Origin of the sequence: Salana multivorans, from assembly GCF_003751805.1 — a bacterium.
GTDB classification, from domain to species: Bacteria; Actinomycetota; Actinomycetes; order Actinomycetales; family Beutenbergiaceae; genus Salana; species Salana multivorans.
Map to the genome: position 1 here is coordinate 1,114,193 of NZ_RKHQ01000001.1, position 19,739 is coordinate 1,133,931.

Genomic DNA, 19,739 nt, shown 5'->3' on the forward strand with positions numbered 1-19,739 from the left:
ATGCGTCTCCTCACGATCGTCCCGGCGGACGACGCCGACGCCGAGCCCCTGCGGCTCCGGCTCATCGACGCCCCGACGCCCCGGCCCGGTCCCGGCGAGGCCCTCGTCCGCGTGACCGCCAGCGGGGTCAACCGGGCCGACCTGCTCCAGGTCGCGGGCCACTACCCGCCCCCGCCGGGCGCACCCGAGCACCCCGGGCTCGAGGTCGCCGGCGTCATCGAGGCCCTCGGCGACCAGGCGGACGCAGCGATCCCACCCGGCACCCGCGTCATGGCCCTCCTCGCCGGCGGTGGCTACGCCGACGCCGCCGTCGTCCCGGTCGGCCAGCTCCTCCCGATCCCGGACACCCTCACCGACGTCGAGGCGGCCGCCCTGCCCGAGGCGCTCGCGACCGTGTGGTCCAACCTCGTCGGCGTCGGCGACTCCCCCGTCGGGAACCTCCGCGCCGGCGACACGCTCCACGTCATCGGCGGCTCCGGCGGGATCGGCACCGCAGCCGTCCAGGTCGGCCGGCTCCTCGGCGCGCGCGTCGTCGCCACGGCCGGCGGGCCCGACCGTTGCGCCGCCGTCCGCGCGCTGGGCGCCGACGTCGTGCTCGACCACCGCGACGCGACGCCGCAGGACGTCACCGCCGCGGTCCTCGCGGCCACCGACGGGCGCGGCGTCGACGTCGTCCTCGACGTGCTCGGCGGTGCGACCCTGACCGAGAACGTCCGGCGCCTCGCGACCGGCGGACGACTCGTCGTCATCGGGACGCAGCGCGGACGACGCGGCGACCTCGACGTCCTCGCCCTCATGCAGCGCCGCGCGAGCATCCACGGGACCACCCTGCGCGGCCGCCCGCTCGCGGAGAAGGCCGCGATCACGGCCGACGTCGCCGCCCACCTCCTCCCGGCGCTCGCCGACGGCCGGCTGCGGCCCGTGGTCCACGCCGCCGTCCCGGCCGCCGACGCCGAGCGCGCCCACGCGATGCTGCGCGACGGCGCGGCCCTCGGCAAGGTCGTGCTCACGTGGTGACGCCCCGGCTCGACGTCGTGCTCTCCCCCTTCGGCGGCGACGCGACCGCGCTGCTCGACGCCGCGATCCGGGCCGAGGACGCCGGCCTCGACGGCGTGTGGACCTTCGACCACGTCTCGTCGCTCGCGTCGATCGGCGCACCGGGGTCGGGGGCGTCGCGCGACCCGTTCGCGGTGCTGGGCGCGGTCGCCGCGCGCACGACGCGGGTGCGGCTCGGCACGCTCGTCGCCAACCTGCACAACCGCCTGCCCGAGCAGCTCGCCCTCGCGATCGACACGCTCGCCTCGCTGGCACCGGCCCGCGTCGTGTGCGGCGTCGGCTCGGGTGCCGGGGTCGGCTCGCCGTTCGCGCGCGAGGACGAGGCGCTCGGCCGCGTGCCCGAGCCCGCCGCGGTGCGGCGCGCGATGCTCGCCGACTACGTCCGGCGCCTCGACGAGACCTGGGCCGGCCGCGGCGTCCCCGGGGTCGTGTCGGGTCCGCGCCCGCCGATCGTCGTCGGCGCGGGATCGGCGACGACGCTGCGCCTCGCCGCGCTGGACCCGCTGGTGGACGGCGTCAACGTTGTGACGGGCCTGACGCCTGACCTCTCCGACACCGTCGGCCTGGTTCGCGGCCTCGTCGCCGAGCGCCCGTTCGAGGTCAGCGTCTTCCTGGACGCGGGGGGCGTCCGGCTCGAGGACCTTCGCGACCACGCCGGGTCGCTGCCGGTCCCGGCGGGGGTCGACCGCCTCACGTTCCTCGTCCGTCCCTGAGCCGGCGCCGGGCAGCCGGTCGCCCCTAGGAGTCGAGCAGCCCCGCCTTGATGCCGCTTGCGAGCGCCGGCCACAGCGGCAGCCGCGGGATGAGCGACGCCTGGATCGCGTGGTAGATGTCCGGCTTGCCGACCCACACCGTCGCCGCGGGGTAGTTCTCGACGTCGAGCTCGTGCACCCACGACCCGGAGTCGTCGATGAGGTAGAGCTGCGCGTAGTCCCACCACGCCTCGTACCAGGAGGCGTACTCCTGGTCGCCGGTCGCGCGCCACAGCGCGGCCGCGGCCCCGATCGCCTCGGTCACCACCCAGTGCATCCGCTCGCGGACCACGGGCTCGCCCTCGAAGTCGACGGTGTAGACGAAGCCGTCGGCCCCGTCGACCGCCCAGCCCTCGCGGACCCCGGTCTCGAACAGGGCCGACGCGGCCGTCAGCAGCCACGCGACGTCGTCGTCGGCCGCACCGGCCTCGAGCTCGGCGGCGCGGGCGTGCAGCGCGAGCCGCGCCCACTCGAACCAGTGCCCGACGGTCGCCCCGTACGGCCGGAACGGGTGCGCGCGCTCGTCGGTGTTGTAGTCGGGCAGCGGCTCCCACGACGTCGAGAAGTGCTCCGGGATCCGCCACGCGTACTCCTGCGCGTAGCCGAGCACCCGGCGCAGGATGCGCACCGCCCGCTCACGCCACACGGTCTCCCCCGTCGCATCGGCCACGGCCAGGTACGCCTCGACCGTGTGCATGTTCGCGTTGACGCCGCGGTACTCCTCGCACTCGGTCCAGCCGGCGTCCCAGGACTCGACGGCCATGCCCTCGTCCTCGTTCCAGAACCGCTCCGTGTGCACGGCCTTGGCCTCGGCGAGCAGCTCCGCGGCGCCGTGCCCCCCGGCGAGCAGGGCCGAGGACGTCGCGAGCAGCACGAACGCGTGCGCGTACGCCTCCTTGACCGGCGCCGACGGCCCGTCCGGCGTCACCTTGGAGAACCAGCCGCCGTTCTCGTCGTCGGCGAACACCTGCTGCAGCGCACCGAGACCGTGGTCGACGAGCACCTTGTACCCGGGACGCCCGAGCAGCACGCCGAGGCTGAACGAGTGGATCATCCGGCAGGTGATCCACAGCTCGGACTCCCCGGCGGGGTCGGTGTCGCTGATCTCGCCCTCGCCGTCGAGGTAGCCGAACCCGGCGTCGATCGCGCTGCCGGAGGCGAACGCGAGGAGCGAGTCGGTGTGCTCCTCGAGCCAGCGGGCGTGGGAGTCGGTGCCCAGCCAGGTCAGCGGCGCGTCGATCGCGGCGCGGACGTCGGCGGGCGTTGCGGGTGCGGAAGTGCGCGTCATGGCTCGATCCTGCCACCCGTGTCCAGTTCGCTGACTACGCTCGTTCCAGCGCTGCAGTCCGCGTTCTTCCCGCCATCGACGACGCCGGAGTCCCCATGCCAACCCTGTCCCTCGACGGCGCCTGGACCGTCACCGCCGTGCCGACCGGTCAGCCCTCGCCGGTCCCCGCCGACCTGGTCGACGTGACCGTCCCGGCACTCGTCCCGGGCTGCGTCCACCTCGACCTGCTCGCCGCCGGCCTCATCGCCGAGCCGTTCGACGGCGACAACGAGGCCGCCCAGCAGTGGATCGGCTCGACCGACTGGCGCTACGAGCGGACCTTCGAGTGGTCGCCGCCCGGCGGACCGGGCGGCGACGGCCACGAGCGGCACGATCTCGTCGCGCTCGGCCTCGACACGCTCGCGACGGTGGAGCTCAACGGCACGGTCGTCGCGACGACGGAGAACCAGCACCGCAGCCACCGGTGGAGCGTCGGTCACCTGCTGCGCGAGGGCGAGAACACGCTCGCCGTGACGTTCGCCGCACCCGTCCCGGCCGCCGAGCGCCGCCAGGAGGAGAACGGCGGCGAGCTGTTCCACGTGAATCACCACCCCTACAACGCGCTGCGCAAGATGGCCTCGAGCTTCGGCTGGGACTGGGGCATCGACGTCGCCTCGTCCGGCATCTGGCGCTCGATCGGCATCGAGTCGTGGAGCTCGGCGCGCATCGACTCGGTCCGCCCGCTCGTCGAGCTCGTCGGCGGCACGGGCGTGCTGCACGCCCACGTCACGCTCACCCAGCAGGGCGTCCCGCGTCCGCGTCCGGTGACCGTCGCGGTCTCCCGGGACGGTGCGACCTGGACCGGACGCGGGGCGGTGACGACGTCCGGCGTCGTCGACGTCGTCGTGCCCGACGTGCGGCTCTGGTGGCCACGCGGGCACGGCGAGCCGGACCTCTACGACGTCGTCGTCACGCTCGCCGACGACGGCGACGACGACGCGGCCCCGCTCGATGCCTGGCGCCACGCGATCGGCTTCCGCACGGTCGAGATCGACACCACCCCGGACGACGCCGGCACCCCGTTCGTCCTGCGCGTCAACGGCCGCGACGTCGAGGTCCGCGGGGCGAACTGGATCCCGGACGACGCCTTCGTCACCCGCGTCGACCGCGCCCGGCTCGAGCGGCGGATCGCCGACGCGACCGAGGCGAACATCAACCTGCTGCGTGTCTGGGGCGGCGGCCTGTACGAGAGCGACGAGTTCTACGACCTCTGCTCGCGCGAGGGCGTCCTCGTCTGGCAGGACTTCCTGCTCGCCTGCGCCGCCTACGCCGAGGAGGACTGGCTGGCGCGCGAGATCGAGGCCGAGGCGCGCGAGGCCGTGACGCGACTGTCGAAGCACCCGAGCCTCGTGCTGTGGTGCGGCAACAACGAGAACGTCTGGGGCTACGTCGAGTGGGGCTGGCGCGCGCAGCTCGCTGGCCGGACCTGGGGCGCCGGGTACTACTTCGAGACGTTCCCCGCGATCCTCGCCGAGCTCGACCCGACGCGGCCGTACATCCCCGGCAGCCCGTTCTCACCGAGCCGGCTCATGACGCCGAACGACCCCGCGAACGGCACGGTCCACATCTGGGACGTGTGGAACGCGAAGGACTACACGTCCTACCGGGAGTGGCGCCCGCGGTTCGTCGCCGAGTTCGGCTTCCAGGGACCGCCGGCGTGGACGACGCTGTTCGACGTCGTGCACGACTCCCCCGCCGATCCCTACGGGCACGAGATGCTCGTCCACCAGAAGGCGAACGAGGGGAACCTCAAGCTCGAGCGCGGCTACCTGTCCCACCTGCCGGCGCCCCGGACGATCGACGACTGGCACCTCGTCACCCAGCTCAACCAGGCGCACGCGATCACGTTCGGGATCGCGTGGTTCCGCTCGCTCACCCCGCGCTGCACGGGCGCCGTCGTGTGGCAGCTCAACGACGACTGGCCGGTCGTGTCGTGGGCGGCGGTCGACTACGCCGAGCGCCGCAAGCCGCTCTGGTACGCGCTGCGGGACGTGTTCGCACCGCGATACGCCACCATCCAGCCGGTGGACGTCGACGGGACGGACGGCGCCCACGAGCTCGTCGTGCTCAACGACACCGAGACGCCCCTCCGCCTGGTGGTGACCGCGCGGCGGACGAGGTTCGACGGTGCCGTGCTGGCCGAGGAGTCGTTCCCGCTCGACGTGTCGGCCCGCGGCCACGCCCGACGGGCGCTCGCCGAGGCGGTCATGACGCCGGCCGACGCGAGCGAGGAGATCGTCGTCGTCACGTTCGACGCCGCGGACGGGGCCACCGCGCCCGACGGCCTGGCGCGCGTGGTGCACGACCTGGCCGACGTCGTCGACCAGCGGCTCGACCCCGCGGCCCCGGCCGCCTCGGCGACCTCGACCCCGGACGGGGCCGTCGTCACGGTGACGGCGAGCGGCTACGTCCGCGACGTCGTGGTGCTCGCCGACCGGGCGGACCGCTCGGCGAGCGTCGACCGGTCGCTCGTGTCGCTGCTGCCCGGGGAGTCGGTGACGTTCACGCTGCGCGGCGACGGGCCGATCGACCCGGCCGCCGCGACCGACCCGCGCGTGCTGCGCAGCGCCAACCAGCTCCACGGCGACCCGATCGGCACGCCGCTCCCCTGACGAGACCCGCGGGTACCCGTCACCCGTCCAGTCCCATCAGCCGCCCAACCCCGTCACCCACCCCCGTCCTCCGATATCGGGGTGGATCGGATCGTCATTCGCGATCCGATCCACCCCGGTATCGGAGGGGGCGCGCGGCTTCGGGGGCTAGGGGCCGGGGCGGCGGCTAGAGGGCCGGTGCCGGGGGGCTATAGAGGGCCGGTGCCCGGGGACTAGGGGCGGTCGGGTGCGGGGGTCATCGGGTGAGCCAGCCGCCGTCGACGGGGAGGATGGAGCCGTGGACGTAGTCCGAGGCGGGTGAGGCGAGGAACACCGCGGCGCCCTGGAGATCGGCGGGTGTGCCCCATCGTCCGGCGGGGATGCGGGCGAGGATCTCGGCCGAGCGGGTGTCGTCGGCGCGGAGCTGGGCGGTGTTGTCGGTCGCGAAGTAGCCCGGGGCGATCGCGTTGACGTTGATCCCCAACCCGGACCACTCCGAGGCCAGGGCCCGGGTCAGGCCCGCGATCCCGGACTTCGACGCGGTGTAGGACGGGACGATCTTCCCGCCCTGGAAGGACAGCATCGAGGCGATGTTGATGATCTTCCCGCCCTCGCCCCGCGCGGCCATGACCCGCGCCACGGCCTGAGACAGGTAGAACACCTTCGACAGGTTGAGATCGATGACCTCCGCCCAGTTCTCGCTCGTGAAGTCGATCGCCGGCTCACGGCGAATGATCCCCGCGTTGTTCACCAGGACATCGATCCGCCCCGCCGTGCGCGCGATCTCCTCCACCAGCTCACGCACCTGCTCCGGCGTCGCGGCGAGCAGGTCGGCCTGGATCGCCCACGCCCGCCGACCCAGCGCCTCGATGGCCTCGACCGCCTCCGGCGACCCGGTGCGGTCCACGATCACCACATCAGCCCCCGCCTGCGCGAGCGCGAGCGAGAACCCCAGGCCAAGCCCACGCCCGCCCCCGGTCACGACCGCGACCTTCCCGTCCAGCCTGAACGCGTCCAGAATCATCAGCTTCTCCCTCATCAACCCTCGTCAGTCCCGATCGGCCCGCGCCGCTCAGCGCAGCCCGAGCGGGTCCACACCCTCGACGTCGCCGTAGTCCACGTTCTCCCCGGCCATCGCCCACACGAACGAGTACGCCCCCGTCGCCGAAGCCGTGTGGATCGACCACGGCGGAGACACCACCACATCCCGCTCGTGCAGCACCAGATGACGCGTCGCGTCCGGGCGACCCATCAGATGCACCAGCACGTCCTCACCCAACCCCGTGTACAGGTACGCCTCCGTGCGCCGCGGGTGCACGTGCGGCGGCATCGTGTTCCACACCGACCCCGGCTCCAGCGTCGTGATCCCCAGCACCAGCTGGTTCGACGCGATCCCGTCAGCATGGATGTACTTGCGGATCGTGCGGTGGTTGGACCGCTCCGCCGACCCCAGCACGACCGCCTCCACACCCTCACGCGAGGCCAGCTCCGCACTCCCACGATGATGCGCCGGCGCCGAGACCAGGTACACCGCGCCCTCACCCGCCAACGTGACGTCCCGAGTCCCCAACGGCAGGTAGAGCACGTCCTGCTCACCCAGACCGAACACCTCACCATCCGCGCTCACCTCGACCCGGCCCGCGACCCCGACCAGACCCAGCTCACGCCGCTCCAGCAGGAACTCCGCCCCGATGATCTCCGGCGCCTCCAACCTCACCAGCACGCCAGCCTCCACGACCACCCCACCGATCAGCAGCCGATCATCGTGCGCATACCCCCACGACACCTCCCCCGGGGTGAACAACCCCGACAGCACGAACCGCTCACGCAGCTGCCCACCATCGAGACGGGCGACATCATCGGGGTGCGAGCTCCACAGACGGGTGACGGACATGGGGGTACTTCCTCTCATCGGGGCGCGCCGGACCCACGCGGGTCCGGCGCTGCGGTGACGGCGGTACGGAGCGTGCCGAGACCCGTGATCGAGATCTCGACGACGTCGCCGTCCGCCAGCGGGGCCGGGGCGGCGAGCGCCTCCGGGAGCTTCTGCGGGGTGCCGGTGGCGATGACGTCACCGGGTTCGAGCGTGATGGCCTGGCTCACGTAGGACACGAGGTCGGCCATGGTGAAGATCATCCGCGCCGTGCTGGAGGACACGGTGAGCCGCCCGTTGTGGCGCAGCTCGACGTCCAGCACCTGCGGGTCGCCCAGCTCGTCCGGCGTCACGAGCGCGGGGCCGAGCGGGCCGAAGGTGTCGAAGGACTTCCCGAGCGTCCACTGACTGGTGCGGCCCTGCCAGTCCCGCGCCGAGACGTCGTCGAAGATCGTGTACCCGGCCACGTGGTCGAGCGCGGTCGCGGGGGTCACCGCGCGGCAGGACCGCCCGATGACGACGGCGACCTCGGCCTCGTAGTCGACGCACTCGCTCTCCGGGGGCAGCAGGAGCCGGTCCTCGGGGCCGATCACGGTGTTCGGCGTCTTGACGAACACGTCGGGGAACTCCGGGTCGGGGACGTCGCCGGTGTGACCGCGGTAGTTGTACCCGATGCACAGGACGGCCCGCGGGCGCACCGGCGGCTCCAGCCGCACGGCCTCGCGCGAGCGCACCGATCCGCCGCCGCGGGCGACGACGTCGCGCGCCGCCCCGAGCAGGTCCCGCCGCAGCAGCTCGGTCAGGTCGGCGACGCCGAGCGCGTCGGACAGGTCGAGCACGCCGTCCTCGACCAGCGCGCCGACCCGCGTGGTCCCTCGCCCGTCACCGATCTCGCGACCGTCGCCGGCGCGCGGGGTGAACGTCACCAGCCTCACGACGCCCGCCTCACCAGTACGGGACCCAGTCGGGACGCTGGAGCCGCATGAGCGCCTCCAGGTAGAAGTAGTCGCCCCACAGGTTGCCCTCGTCGACGCCCTTGTCGGTGCGCCAGTCGTAGACGCCGTGCAGGAGCAGCGCGTTCGAGCCGTTGGCCGCGCCGCCCGCGTAGGAGGTGGCGAGCGAGTCGACCATCTCGCGCGCCTCGCGGCGGTAGCGCTCGACCCGCTCGGCATCGGCCGCGCTCAGCTCGCCGCCCCGCGGGGAGCGCTCGAGCTCCGCCGCGAGCTCGAGCAGCCCGCACGCCGCGATCGAGGCGGCCGAGGAGTCGCGCGGCTGGTCGTCGCCGTCGCTGAACACGAGGTCCCAGTACGCGACGCGGTCGCGCGGCAGGTGAGCGAGGAAGTACTCGGCGCACCGCACGGCCGTGTCGAGGAACGTCGCCTCGCCGGTCCAGCGGTGGTTGAGCGCGAACCCGTAGATGCCCCACGCCTGTCCGCGCGCCCAGCACGAGTCGTCCGCGTAGCCCTGCTGCGTGCTGCCGAACCGCGGCTCGCCCGTCGCCACGTCCCAGTGGAACGTGTGGAACGTCGTGTCGTCGTCGCGGACGATCCGGTCCCGGAGCTGCGCGACGTGCCGACGGGCCGCGTCCTCGTACCGCGGGTCGCCGGTCTGCTCGCTCGCCCAGTGCAGGAGCGGCATGTTCATCAGGCTGTCGATGATGGTCCGACCGCGCTGCTCGGGGCTCGTCTCGAGGTCGCCCCACGCCTGGATGATCCCGGCCGGCTCAAGGAACCGCTTCATCAGGTGGTCGGCGGCCGCGAGCGCCGCGCGCCGCCCCTCCGGCGAGCCGACGAGGCGGTCCGGCGTCACGCAGGCGAGCGTGTAGAGGAAGCCGAGGTCGTGCGTGTGCAGGTCGACCTCCTCCTCGACCCGCCAGACGAAGTTCGCCACGTGCGCGAGACCCAGGTCGCGGTAGACGTCCCGGCCGGTCAGCTCCCACGCCAGCCAGAGCTCGCCGGGCCAGAAGCTCGTCGTCCACTCGTAGTTGCTCCCGGGCGGGAGGTCCCGGCCGCTGATGCGCGCGGCCGGGCGCAGCTCGTAGCGTCCGCCGATCGTCGTGTCGCCGGGATAGCGGTCGCCGAACGTCCCGACGTTCTCGTCGACGACGGCGAGGGCCGCATCGGTCGCGGCCGCCAGCGAGGTCGTCGCCGGCGCGGCCGTCGATCCGCCCACCGTGGGCGTCACGCTCTCAGTCATTGCACTGTCCTTAGTCTGCGGCGGTGCCGCGTGTGCGGCGGGGGCCGCGAGTCGGATCGGTCATTCGGGGGCGGCCTCGGCCCCGACCGGCAGGACCGGTCGGAGGCTGAACCGGGCGTTGCTCCACACCACGTAGAGCAGCGGCGCGGCGGCGAGGCCGAGGGCGAGGGCTGGGTGCAGCGTGAACAGCCCGGCGAGCATCCCGAGCACCACGAAGGAGCCGACGGTGAGGTACCACCGGCGCAGCCCCAGGTAGAGGGACGCCTTGAGCACGTCGCGCAGGCGGGCGTCCGGGCGCTCGACGCTGGCGACGACGGCGAGGATCGTCGTGGACAGCGCGAGCGCCCCGACGATCCCGAGGAACGGCACGAGCACCGCGCCGAGCGGGCCGGCCGGCCCGGCGCCCGCGCCGCCCTCCGCCGCGTCGAGGCCGCCGAGCAGCCACACGACGTCGAGGGCGACGATGGTCGCGACGCCGACGCACGTCAGCCCGAGCACGAGCATCCGCCGCAGGTGACGCACCCAGGAGGTCAGGAACGTGCGCACGACGTCGGTCGAGCGGCGCACCGTGTAGCCGGAAAAGACGGCCGCGGCCGCGCCGAGCCCCGGGAACGCGGCGACCGCCGCGATCGCGAGGGCCGGCCACGAGGCGCGGGGGTCGGTCGTCATGAGCAGGACGACAAGCGGCAGGCCCGCGAGCGCGAGGAGGAGGTTCGTCGCCATGACGACGTACACCACCCCGAACACCGTCTCCCAGACGTCGGCCGATGGCCGCGGGATCCGGGAGAGGAGGCCGCCGCGAGCACCGCGGGCCTGCTGCGTCGTCGCCATCGGCTAGCCCTTCATCCCCGAGGTCGCGATGCCCTGGACGAAGAACCGCTGCCCCGCCAGGAAGATGATCGCGATCGGCAGCACCGAGAGCACCGAGCCGGTCATGATGAGCGCGTACTCGGCGTTGTACTGCGAGACGAGCGACTTCAGACCGATCTGGATGGTCCAGATGTCGGGGTCGCGCAGGTAGATGAGCGGGCCGAGGTAGTCGTTCCACGTGTTGACGAACGTGAGCAGGACGAGCGTCGCGATCGCCGGGCCGGACAGCGGGAGCACGATCCGTCGCCAGATGCCGTACTCGCTCAGACCGTCGATGCGGGCGGCCTCGGACAGCTCGTCCGGGATCGACTCGTAGTACTGCTTCATGAGGAACACGCCGAACGCGCCGAACGCCTGGAGGGCGAGGATCGCCCAGAGCGTGTTGTTGAGGCCGAGCTTCGACATGATGATGAACTGCGGGATCATGTACGCCTGCCACGGGACGGCGATCGTCCCGATGTAGGCGAGGAACAGCACGTCGCGCCCGGGGAAGCGGGTCTTCGCGAAGCCGTATGCGGCGAAGCTGCCGGTGAGGACCTGGAGGAACGTCACGCTCACCGCGAGGACGAGGGTGTTGCGCAGCCAGGTCGACATGTTGGCCTTGGTCCAGATGTCGAGGTAGTTGCTCCAGACGACGGGGTCCGGCACCCACTGGATCGGCACCGCGAAGACCTGGTTGTTGGTCTTGAGCGAGGCGATGATCATCCAGACGAACGGCAGCATGATCGCCACCGACGCGATGCCGAGCACCACGTACAGGATCGTGCGCCCGATGATGCGCCGCGCGCGGTTCGGGTCGGGCCGGGTCTCGTCCAGCCGGAGCTGGGGCGGGTCGAGGCTGAGCGTCGCCATCAGCGTTCCCTCCTCTTGTTCACGAGGAACTGCACGACGGTGACCAGGAGACAGATGGCGAAGAGCACGACGGCGACCGCCGACGCGTAGCCGAAGTCGTTCTCCTCGAAGCCCTTGCGCCAGATGTACTGGGACAGCACGAGCGTCGAGGTGCCGGGGCCGCCGTTGGTCATGACGAGGATGAGGTCGAAGACCTTGAAGCTGTTGATCGTGAGCATCACCGTGACGAAGAACGTGGTCGCGCGCAGGCACGGGATGGTGACGTTCCAGAACCGCTGGACCGCGTTCGCCCCGTCCATCCGGGCGGCTTCGTAGAGCTCGGCCGGGATGGCCTGCAGGCCGGCGAGGAACAGGAGCATGTAGTAGCCCATGTCCCGCCACGTGCCGACGATGATGACGGCGGGCATCGACCAGTCGGTCGAGTTGGTCCAGCCCGGCGGGTTGTCGATCCCGATCGCCATGAGGAACTGGTTGATGACGCCGGCCTCGGGCGAGAACAGCATGTTCCACACGACGGCGATCGCGACGATCGAGGTGATGTACGGGAAGAACGCGACCGTCCGGAAGAAGGCCATGCCGCGGATCTTGCGGTTGAGCAGCATCGCGAGCCCGAGGGACACCGCGAGCGTCAGCGGGATGTGGAAGACGGCGTAGTAGGCCGTGTTGAACAGGGCCGTGTGGAACGTCTTGTCCGACACGAGCCGCTGGAAGTTGTCCGTCCCGACGAAGGTGGCGGCACCGAACGCGTTCCACTTCGTGAAGCCGAGGTACATCAGGACGATGACGGGCACGAGCGTGAGCACGGCGAAGCCGATGAAGTTCGGCAGGATGAACGTCCAGCCGATGAGGGCGTTGCGCAGCTTCAGCCTGCTGCCGGGTCGGCGGCGCGGGGCGCCGGGCACGCCGGGAGCTCCGGCCGCGCCGGGGACACCCGCGTCACGGCCGTCGATCACCGCCGCCGTTGGCATCTGGGACATCTGGTCTCCTTCAGGTGCGGGTCCGGCCCGGCGCTGGTGCGCCGGGCCGGACCAGCAGGATCAGCCGAGGACCTCGGACTTGGCCCGGTCGGCGGCCGCGGCGATGCCGTCGGCCGGCGCGACGCTGCCCGACATGATCTCGGTGTGGGCGTCCTTGAGGACGTTGTTCAGCGCGTTCGACTTCGAGCCGATCGGCACCTCGAGGCCGACGGTCTGGTCGGAGAAGGCCGACTTGGACAGGTCGTCCGTCGGCATGCCCTCGATACCGAACATGGCGTCGGCGACGGGCTGCGTGGTGTAGGCCGGCATGATGCCGATCTTCGCCAGCTCGACCGAGGCGGCCTCGGACCCGATGTAGGCGAGGAACTCCTTGGCGGCGTCGACCTTGGCCGAGTCGATCTTCGGGTTGATGCCGATCGCGGTCGTCGAGCCGAACGTCACGGGCGAGGAGGTCGCGGCGGCGTCGAGCTGCGGGGCCGGGGCGAAGCCCCAGTTGAACGTCTCGGCGTCACCGGAGACCTGCTGCGCGAGGTACGTGGCGACGTACCACGAGCCCATGAGCATGGTCGCGGTCTTCTGCGTGCCGAACTGACCCTGGTAGGTGAGCGAGTTCGTCGTGATCGAGCCGAAGTCGACCTGCGAGCCGGCGCTCTGGCGGGCCAGCGCGTCCTCGTAGAACGGGACCATGTAGTCCCAGTCGGCGGCGAAGAACGTGTCAGCGTCACCGGCCTGCGCGTTGGCGAAGCCCTGGACGAGCGACTGCCAGGAGTGCTGGTAGGTGCCCTTGACGTCCGTCTTGCCGGCGGAGGCGAGACCCGAGGTCAGCTTCTCGGCCGCGGCGTCGTAGTCCTCCCACGTCCAGGTGCCGTCCGGGTAGGCGACCCCGGCCGCGTCGAACAGGTCCTTGTTGTAGTACAGGTACCACGCGTCCTGGCGGTAGGGGATCGCGTACGTGACGCCGTCCACCTCGTAGTTCGCCAGCCCGTTGATGTCCGAGGACAGGCCACCCGCGACGTCGGAGACGTCCATGAGCTGGCCGCCCTCCTGGAACGTCGGGAACGACATGAGCTGCTTGATCGTGTAGAGGTCCGGCGCCGAGCCGCCCGCGAGGTCCGCGGTGATCTGCGTCTCGTAGTTGGCGGCGTCGTAGTCCTTGAGCTCGATCGTGACGTTCGGGTGCTCGGCGGAGAACCCGTCCGCGAGGACCTTGAACTCCGGCGTGGTCTCGAGGCTCCAGCCGGCGAGGGACAGCGTCACCGGCTCGTCGGAGCCCGTGTCACCCCCGTCGGTGCCCTCGGACGTCGACCCGGTCGAGGCGTCGGTCCCACCGGTGCTGTCACCGGACCCGTTGCCCCCACCGCACGCGCTGAGCGTGAGGGTTGCTGCGGCGAGGGTGGCGACCCCCACCAGGATGCTGCGCTTCATTGCTTGTCCTCTCCTTCGAGTGCTGCACCGCGCGGGGTGAGGCCCCACGCGGTTCCGAGCCCGAACCCGGGCGTCGGGATCAGGCGTCGGAACGCCGTTGGCCCCCTGCTGCGGGGATGGTGGGGAGCGTCACCGTCGTGACGACCCCGTCGGCCCACGCGATGCGCGCGTGGGAGTCGGTGAGGGTGAGCCGCGGCGGCTCGCCCGGGGTGACGGCACCGTCGGCGCCGGTGCCGGTCAGCGCGATCGCCGCCGCGTGCCAGCCCTCGGCCGGCGCGGCGGTCAGCACGCCGACGGCCGCCTCGGCGCCGAGCGGCGACGCGTCGCGGCGTCGCTCGACGCGCGCGCCGTCCCAGCCGGCGTCGAGCGCGTGGAGCTCCGCCGTCCGTCCGCCGCTCGCGAGGGCGACGGCGGGCGCGCTCGCGCCCGGCCCGTCCTCGTCGGCGGGCCCAGCAGGCCCGGACGTCACCGCGACGACGGCCTCCTCGGCCGCCTCCCCGGCGTTCCCGGCCAGCGGCCACCCACCCAGCTCGAGCGCCAGCGCTTCGGGCGCGGGGGCGGCGACGTGGACGAGCCGCACCTCCCAGGCCCCGCGCAGGACGGAGACCGTGGTGAGCTCGCCGGCGGGGGCGACCTCACCGGCCACGCCGCTGCCGTGGCGGACCTGCTGCTCGGCCGGCGTGATCCAGTGGGCGTCGGCGCGCGACGCGGCGGTGACGACGTCCGACCCCTCGGGGTCCGTCACGGCGGCGGGCGGGGCCAGCACCGCCATCCCGGCGCGGTGCGTGCGCCGGCCGGCGGCGTCGACGAGCACGACCGCCTGGTCGAGCGGCGCGACCCAGGACTCCGCGTCGAGCAGCGGGAAGGTGGCCGTGGAGTAGCCGAGGCGCGCGTAGAGCGGGGAGTCGCCGGTGTCGGCACTGAGCGACGCGTGGTCGCTGCCGTGGTTGGCGATGCGGACGATGCCGTCGTCGGCCGTGCCGCTGATCGCCCAGGCGGGGGCCGCGACGTACCGCGCCACCCCCTGCTCGACCGGGAGAGCGACGCGCGGCGCCGACCAGACCGGGTGGTCGGCGGGGAGGAGCAGGCCGACCAGGCCCTTGGTTGCCCAGTACGGCGAGGACGGGCCGGAGTAGCTCTGCGCGAGCTCGCGCCACTCGTCGTGCCAGCCCATCGTGAGGAACCCCTCGCCCGGGATGCCGCGGTCGGTGAAGTGCGCGACGACGGCGTTGGCCGCGGCGCGGAGCTGGCCGAGCGGGTGGGAGGGGACCTCGGCGATGGCGCCGACCCAGTACGGGGCGGCCGCGGCGAACCGGTAGATGAGGCTGCGACCCTGGATCAGCGGCGAGCCGTCGCCACCGACGAGCGCGAGGGCGTCCGCGAGGAACCGGTCGAGGGCCGCACGGTCGCGCTCGACGCGGTCGGCCGCCAGGTCCTCGGCGCCGCTCATCCGGGCCCAGAGCGTCGGGTACAGGTGGAGGGCCCAGCCGACGTAGTGGTCGTAGGCGCGCTCCGTGCCGTCCGTCAGCCAGCCGTCGGCCTGGACGTAGGAGTCGTGACGGGCCAGGTCGGACCTGATGTCGTCCGCCGACCACGGGCCGCCGACCGAGCGGAGGAAGGTCTGGACGACGACGCGGAACCAGAGCCAGTTGTTCCTCGGGTAGGTCTCGTCGCCGACGACGGGCGAGAGGTACTCGACGACGCGGCGCTGGACGACCGCGTCGAGGCGGTCCCAGAGCCAGGGCCGGGTGAGGTCGAGGACGAGGGCGAGGGACGCCGCCTCGACCTTGGCCTGGTCGTGCTCGTCCAGGCGGACCCACCGCTCCTGCGGATCGGCGTCCGGGTCGGTGCCGGCGGCGACGCCCTCGGCGAACCAGTCGAGGAAGCCCTCGGGGTCCTCGCCGCGGTTGCCTGCGACGAGGAAGCCGGCGACGAGGAACGTGCGGGCGAACCCCTCGAGCCCGTCGACCGCGTGGCCGTAGCCGCCCTCGGCGCCCGGGTAGGTGATCCGGCCGTGCCGGGGCGACGCGTACCGCTGGGCCGTGCGCAGCATGGACGCCGCGAGCTCCTGCCACTGCTCGCGCGACCAGTAGGGCGCGGCGTCGGCCTCGGGACGGCCGAGCGTCTGCTCCTGCGTCGTGTTCACACCTGCTCCTTTGCCTGCGTGATCGGACTTCTCCGCGGTCACGTCCCGCGATGCTCGCGTGATCGTGACGGTCACGAATGTTCGATCGGTCCCTAGTGTGGACGTTCAAGTTCGATCACGTCAACCGGAAACCGACCGGTCTAGATCACGATTTGGTGACACTGGTCCGGTTTTCGATCAGAAACGATCATTCATGGCGTAGGGTGTGACGCAGCCGAGCATCGACGACGAAGCGACGAGAGGAGCTGGCCATGGCGGATGCCACCCTGCCGGACACGGCCCCCGGGGCGGACACGGCCCCCGGGGCCGAGCGGGCCAGGAAGCCGGGCAGCGACGCGGGCCGGGACGGCGACGCGACGGCGGCGGCCCGGCCGTTCGCGGCGGCGTTCCCGGACTGGCGCGCGGTGCTCCCCACCGTCCTGCTCGACCCCGTCGACCTGCCCCGACCCCGGCCGGTGGGCACTCCCCCCGCCGGCCCGGACGCAGCACCGGCGGGCCGGCCGGGCTCCTGGCTGGGGCTGGCGCACGAGGAGCTGGCGCTCCCCTGGGCGACGCTCCCGGCGACGCTGCTCGCCCGCATGCACCGCGACGGCAACCGTGACGCCTACGAGCGGGTCGTCTTCGAGCGTCAGGACCGGCTCACGCGCGCGGCGCTCGCCGCGCTCGTCGCCGGGGCCGACGGCAGCGACGACCCCGACGGCATCGACGGCGACCCGTTCCTCGACGCGGTGGCCGACGGCGTCCTGCTGCTCGCCGAGCAGTCGACGTGGTGCTGGCCGGCGCACGACGACGCCCGCGCCCGCCGCGGCTGGGTCCTGCCCGACCCCGACGCCCCCTACCTCGACCTCGGCGCCGGCGAGGTGGCCGCCCAGCTCGCCTGGATCGACGCCCTCCTCGGCGACCGGCTCGACGCGCGCTGGCCCGGTCTGCGCGAGCGCATCCGCCGCGAGGTCGACGCACGCGTCCTGACGCCGTTCCTCGACCGGCGCGACTGGCACTGGATCGGCCTCGACGGCGACGTCCACAACTGGAACCCGTGGATCCACGGCAACGTGCTGGTCGCCGCGCTCCACCTGCTCGACGCCGACGACCCCCGCCGCCTCCGCGTGGTCGAGCTGTGCGTCGAGGGGCTGGACCGCTACCTCGCGGTGCTCCCGGCGGACGGCGCCATCGACGAGGGCTACGGGTACTGGTGGAACGGCGCCTGCCGCGCCATCGAGGCCCTCGACCTGCTGCGCGGCGCGACGGGGGGTGCCCTCGACGCCGCCGCGCTCCCGGTGCTGCGCGCCACCGCGACCTTCCCCCGCCGCTGCCACCTCGGCGGCGACTGGTTCCTCAACGTCGCCGACGGACAGGCCCGACCCGACCACGTGATGCCGTGGCACGCCCTGTTCCGCGCGGCGCGCTGGCTGGGCGACCCGCCGTCCGCGTCGTTCGCGCTCGAGCGGCGCGACGCCGCCGGCGGTGAGCTGCTCGTCATCAGCTCGGGGCTCGGCCGCTGCCTGCGCGCGCTCGCCGACGAGGAGTGGTCCACCGCGGCGCCCCACTCGGCAGCCGAGCCCGGCGGCCCGTCCGCCGCACCGCACCGGACGGCGTCCTGGTGGCCGTCGGTCGAGGTCCTCTCGCTCCCGCCGGCGGGCGACGGCGAGCGGTCCGGCGGTCTCGGTCTCACCGTCAAGGGCGGCCACAACGGCGAGCACCACAACCACCTGGACGTCGGCGAGGTGATCGTCGACGCGGCCGGCGTCCCGGTCGTCGTCGACGTCGGCCGACCGACCTACACCGCCGGGACGTTCGGGCCCGACCGCTACGACGAGTGGTGCCTGACCAGCCCGTGGCACTCCGTCCCGACGCTCGCCGGGCTGACCCAGGGTGTCGGCGCGCGGCACGCGGCCCGGGACGTCGCGCTCGTCGGCGGCGACCTCCTCGACGCGGGAGCACCGGCATCGGCCCGTGGTCTGTCGCTGGAGCTGACCGGTGCCTACCCGGGCGCCGACGGCACCTGGCGGCGCACCGCGACGATCGAGCCCGACGGGTCGGTGCGCGTGCTCGACGCGTGGGACCTGCGCGGCCCTGCCGGCACCAGCGACGTCCACCACGTCCTGGCCGGCGAGGTGACCCGCGGCGACGGCTGGGTCGACGTGACACCGGTCGGCGGGGGCGTCCCCGTCCGCCTGACCTGGCGCTCGGACGCGCCGGTGACGGTCTCCGTCGCCTCGCGCGAGCTCACCGACCCGATGCACCGCGACGTCTGGGGCGAGCGCCTCACCCGGCTCACGCTCGCGACCGCTGCCCCGCGCGGCTGGATCGAGACCGTCGCGACGCGGCCGGACGACATCGCGACACCGCGCCCGCCATCGGGCATGATGCCGACGACACCCGATTCGCCTCCGTCCTCCATCACACCCGCCACATCGGCCACGACACCGCAGGAGCACCCGTGAGCGAGCCCGACTCCCTGCTCCCGACGTCACGCCGGGAGCTCCTGCTCGACCTGCTGCGCCAGCACGGGACGATCCGGCTGCGCGACGTCGTGGCCCAGACCGGCGTCTCCGCCATCACGGTGCGACGCGACATCGCCCAGCTCGCCGACGAGGGCCTGCTCCGGCGCGTGCACGGCGGGGCGACGCTGCTCGAGGACGCGGGCGCTCAGCGCCCCGGCGAGCCCGGCGCGGCGGGCGCGGCGGGCGACGCGGCCTCCGGCGACGACGCGGGCGACCCGGCCGGCCGGCCGGGGAAGGGCGGCGGCTACCGCGGGCGGATCGGCATGCTCGTGCCCTCGCTCGACTACTACTGGCCCGACGTCGTGCGCACGGCGGAGCAGACGGCCCGCGCGGCGGGGCTGCGGCTCGTGCTGCGCGGCTCCTCCTACGAGTCCGACGACGACCGCCAGCAGCTCCTGCGCCTCGTCGAGCGCGGCGTCGCCGGCATCATCGTGGCCCCGCGGCTCGACGTCCCGACCGCGGCCGAGACGCTGGCGTGGCTCGACTCGCTCGACATCCCCGTCGTGCTGGTCGAGCGCGAGGGCGCCGAGGAGGTGCACCGCACGCCGCTGGAGTCGGTCGAGACCGACCACGTGCTCGGCGCGCGGATGGCGGTCCGGCACCTGGCCGAGCTGGGACACCGCCGGATCGGCCTCGTCCACACGCTGCACTCGCCGCACTCGGCCGCGATCCGCGCGGGCTGGGTGGCGGAGCTGGCCCACCTCGGGCTGCCCGGTCCCGACCAGCCGGGCGTGCTCGAGGTCGTCGTCCCGGACAAGAAGGACCCGACCTGGGACTCCGCGCTCGACCCGATCCCCGAGGCGTGCCGCGCGACCGGCACGACCGCGCTGCTCGTGCACGCCGACCCGGAGGCGATGAGCGTCGCCCAGCACGCCGAGGAGCAGGGGCTCGAGGTGCCGCGGGACCTGTCGATCGTCGCCTACGACGACGAGGTCGTCTCGCTGTTCTCGCCCCCGATGACGGCTGTCCGGCCGCCGCGCAAGTCGGTCGGTCGCGCCGCCGTCGAGCTGGTCGTCGCCCGCCTGGCCGACCCGGGGCGGCCGACGCACCGCGTCGTCATCACCCCGTCGCTCCGGGTCCGCGGCACGAGCACCCCGCCGACCCCGCCGGAGGCGGCGACCCCGCGAGGGGCGGGCGAGGCGCCCGACACGGCGTGACCCCCCGGCGCCG

The 19,739-nt window shown here is 73.2% G+C and carries 15 protein-coding genes; 5 read left to right on the forward strand and 10 right to left on the reverse strand.

All coding sequences use genetic code 11. The features are described from left to right. Both EDD28_RS05070 and EDD28_RS05075 read left to right on the forward strand, forming a co-directional pair. Positions 1 to 1,017: an NAD(P)H-quinone oxidoreductase gene (locus tag EDD28_RS05070; protein WP_123738619.1), complete on the forward strand. Its 1,017-nt coding sequence runs from the start codon at positions 1 to 3 to the stop codon at positions 1,015 to 1,017. Next, positions 1,011 to 1,769, forward strand: a complete 759-nt coding sequence (locus tag EDD28_RS05075; protein ID WP_123738620.1) for an LLM class flavin-dependent oxidoreductase — start codon at positions 1,011 to 1,013, stop codon at positions 1,767 to 1,769. Before EDD28_RS05070 ends, EDD28_RS05075 begins: the two co-directional genes overlap by 7 nt. Before the next feature lie 25 nt (positions 1,770 to 1,794). Here the strand turns inward: EDD28_RS05075 and EDD28_RS05080 are convergent, their stop codons facing one another. Beyond that, positions 1,795 to 3,096, reverse strand: a complete 1,302-nt coding sequence (locus EDD28_RS05080; protein ID WP_123738621.1) for an AGE family epimerase/isomerase — start codon at positions 3,094 to 3,096, stop codon at positions 1,795 to 1,797. 95 nt (positions 3,097 to 3,191) lie between these two features. Here EDD28_RS05080 and EDD28_RS05085 point away from each other — a divergent pair, with 95 nt between their 5' ends. After that, a complete protein-coding gene (locus tag EDD28_RS05085) occupies positions 3,192 to 5,747 on the forward strand; it encodes a glycoside hydrolase family 2 protein (RefSeq protein WP_123738622.1) in 2,556 nt (851 codons plus the stop codon). 235 nt (positions 5,748 to 5,982) lie between these two features. Here EDD28_RS05085 and kduD read toward each other — a convergent pair whose 3' ends face one another. The 9 genes from kduD to EDD28_RS05130 all read right to left on the reverse strand — a co-directional run bounded on the left by kduD (position 5,983) and on the right by EDD28_RS05130 (position 16,065). Beyond that, entirely contained in the window at positions 5,983 to 6,765 is a 783-nt protein-coding gene (gene kduD / locus EDD28_RS05090; RefSeq protein ID WP_281272543.1) for a 2-dehydro-3-deoxy-D-gluconate 5-dehydrogenase KduD, read from the reverse strand. Between the two features lie 33 nt (positions 6,766 to 6,798). Then, positions 6,799 to 7,620 carry a 5-dehydro-4-deoxy-D-glucuronate isomerase gene (gene kduI, locus EDD28_RS05095; RefSeq protein ID WP_123738623.1) on the reverse strand — a complete coding sequence of 274 codons (822 nt, stop codon included), beginning with the start codon at positions 7,618 to 7,620 and terminating at the stop codon, positions 6,799 to 6,801. A gap of 14 nt (positions 7,621 to 7,634) precedes the next feature. Beyond that, positions 7,635 to 8,534: a fumarylacetoacetate hydrolase family protein gene (locus tag EDD28_RS05100; RefSeq protein WP_245967925.1), complete on the reverse strand. Its 900-nt coding sequence runs from the start codon at positions 8,532 to 8,534 to the stop codon at positions 7,635 to 7,637. 10 nt (positions 8,535 to 8,544) lie between these two features. Then, entirely contained in the window at positions 8,545 to 9,795 is a 1,251-nt protein-coding gene (locus EDD28_RS05105; protein WP_123738624.1) for a glycoside hydrolase family 88 protein, read from the reverse strand. A 60-nt stretch (positions 9,796 to 9,855) separates the two neighbouring features. Beyond that, complete coding sequence (locus tag EDD28_RS05110) at positions 9,856 to 10,626, reverse strand: ferredoxin-NADPH reductase (RefSeq protein WP_123738625.1); 771 nt, start codon at positions 10,624 to 10,626, stop codon at positions 9,856 to 9,858. Between the two features lie 3 nt (positions 10,627 to 10,629). Then, on the reverse strand, positions 10,630 to 11,517 hold the full coding sequence (locus tag EDD28_RS05115; RefSeq protein ID WP_123738626.1) for a carbohydrate ABC transporter permease: 888 nt from the start codon (positions 11,515 to 11,517) through the stop codon (positions 10,630 to 10,632). After that, complete coding sequence (locus EDD28_RS05120; RefSeq protein WP_245967926.1) at positions 11,517 to 12,494, reverse strand: carbohydrate ABC transporter permease; 978 nt, start codon at positions 12,492 to 12,494, stop codon at positions 11,517 to 11,519. The genes EDD28_RS05115 and EDD28_RS05120 overlap by 1 nt, the downstream gene beginning before the upstream one ends. 60 nt (positions 12,495 to 12,554) lie before the next feature. Beyond that, positions 12,555 to 13,919, reverse strand: coding sequence for an ABC transporter substrate-binding protein (locus EDD28_RS05125; protein ID WP_123738627.1), 1,365 nt, complete (start codon positions 13,917 to 13,919; stop codon positions 12,555 to 12,557). Between the two features lie 79 nt (positions 13,920 to 13,998). Then, positions 13,999 to 16,065: a DUF2264 domain-containing protein gene (locus EDD28_RS05130; RefSeq protein WP_245967927.1), complete on the reverse strand. Its 2,067-nt coding sequence runs from the start codon at positions 16,063 to 16,065 to the stop codon at positions 13,999 to 14,001. Between the two features lie 251 nt (positions 16,066 to 16,316). Here EDD28_RS05130 and EDD28_RS05135 point away from each other — a divergent pair, with 251 nt between their 5' ends. After that, positions 16,317 to 18,509 carry a heparinase II/III family protein gene (locus tag EDD28_RS05135; RefSeq protein WP_123738628.1) on the forward strand — a complete coding sequence of 731 codons (2,193 nt, stop codon included), beginning with the start codon at positions 16,317 to 16,319 and terminating at the stop codon, positions 18,507 to 18,509. Then, positions 18,506 to 19,726 (forward strand): substrate-binding domain-containing protein, encoded by a 1,221-nt coding sequence (locus tag EDD28_RS05140; RefSeq protein WP_245967928.1) that lies wholly within the window; start codon positions 18,506 to 18,508, stop codon positions 19,724 to 19,726. Before EDD28_RS05135 ends, EDD28_RS05140 begins: the two co-directional genes overlap by 4 nt. Positions 19,727 to 19,739 lie beyond the last annotated feature (13 nt).

Excerpts from the sequence above, each read along its gene's own strand:
- EDD28_RS05070 (WP_123738619.1), top strand. The coding sequence starts at position 1 with ATGCGTCTCCTCACGATCGTCCCGGCGGACGACGCCGACGCCGAGCCC.
- EDD28_RS05080 (WP_123738621.1), bottom strand. The coding sequence starts at position 3,096 with ATGACGCGCACTTCCGCACCCGCAACGCCCGCCGACGTCCGCGCCGCG.
- EDD28_RS05085 (WP_123738622.1), top strand. The coding sequence starts at position 3,192 with ATGCCAACCCTGTCCCTCGACGGCGCCTGGACCGTCACCGCCGTGCCG.
- kduD (WP_281272543.1), bottom strand. The coding sequence starts at position 6,765 with ATGAGGGAGAAGCTGATGATTCTGGACGCGTTCAGGCTGGACGGGAAG.
- kduI (WP_123738623.1), bottom strand. The coding sequence starts at position 7,620 with ATGTCCGTCACCCGTCTGTGGAGCTCGCACCCCGATGATGTCGCCCGT.
- EDD28_RS05105 (WP_123738624.1), bottom strand. The coding sequence starts at position 9,795 with ATGACTGAGAGCGTGACGCCCACGGTGGGCGGATCGACGGCCGCGCCG.
- EDD28_RS05110 (WP_123738625.1), bottom strand. The coding sequence starts at position 10,626 with ATGGCGACGACGCAGCAGGCCCGCGGTGCTCGCGGCGGCCTCCTCTCC.
- EDD28_RS05115 (WP_123738626.1), bottom strand. The coding sequence starts at position 11,517 with ATGGCGACGCTCAGCCTCGACCCGCCCCAGCTCCGGCTGGACGAGACC.
- EDD28_RS05120 (WP_245967926.1), bottom strand. The coding sequence starts at position 12,494 with ATGTCCCAGATGCCAACGGCGGCGGTGATCGACGGCCGTGACGCGGGT.
- EDD28_RS05125 (WP_123738627.1), bottom strand. The coding sequence starts at position 13,919 with ATGAAGCGCAGCATCCTGGTGGGGGTCGCCACCCTCGCCGCAGCAACC.
- EDD28_RS05135 (WP_123738628.1), top strand. The coding sequence starts at position 16,317 with ATGGCGGATGCCACCCTGCCGGACACGGCCCCCGGGGCGGACACGGCC.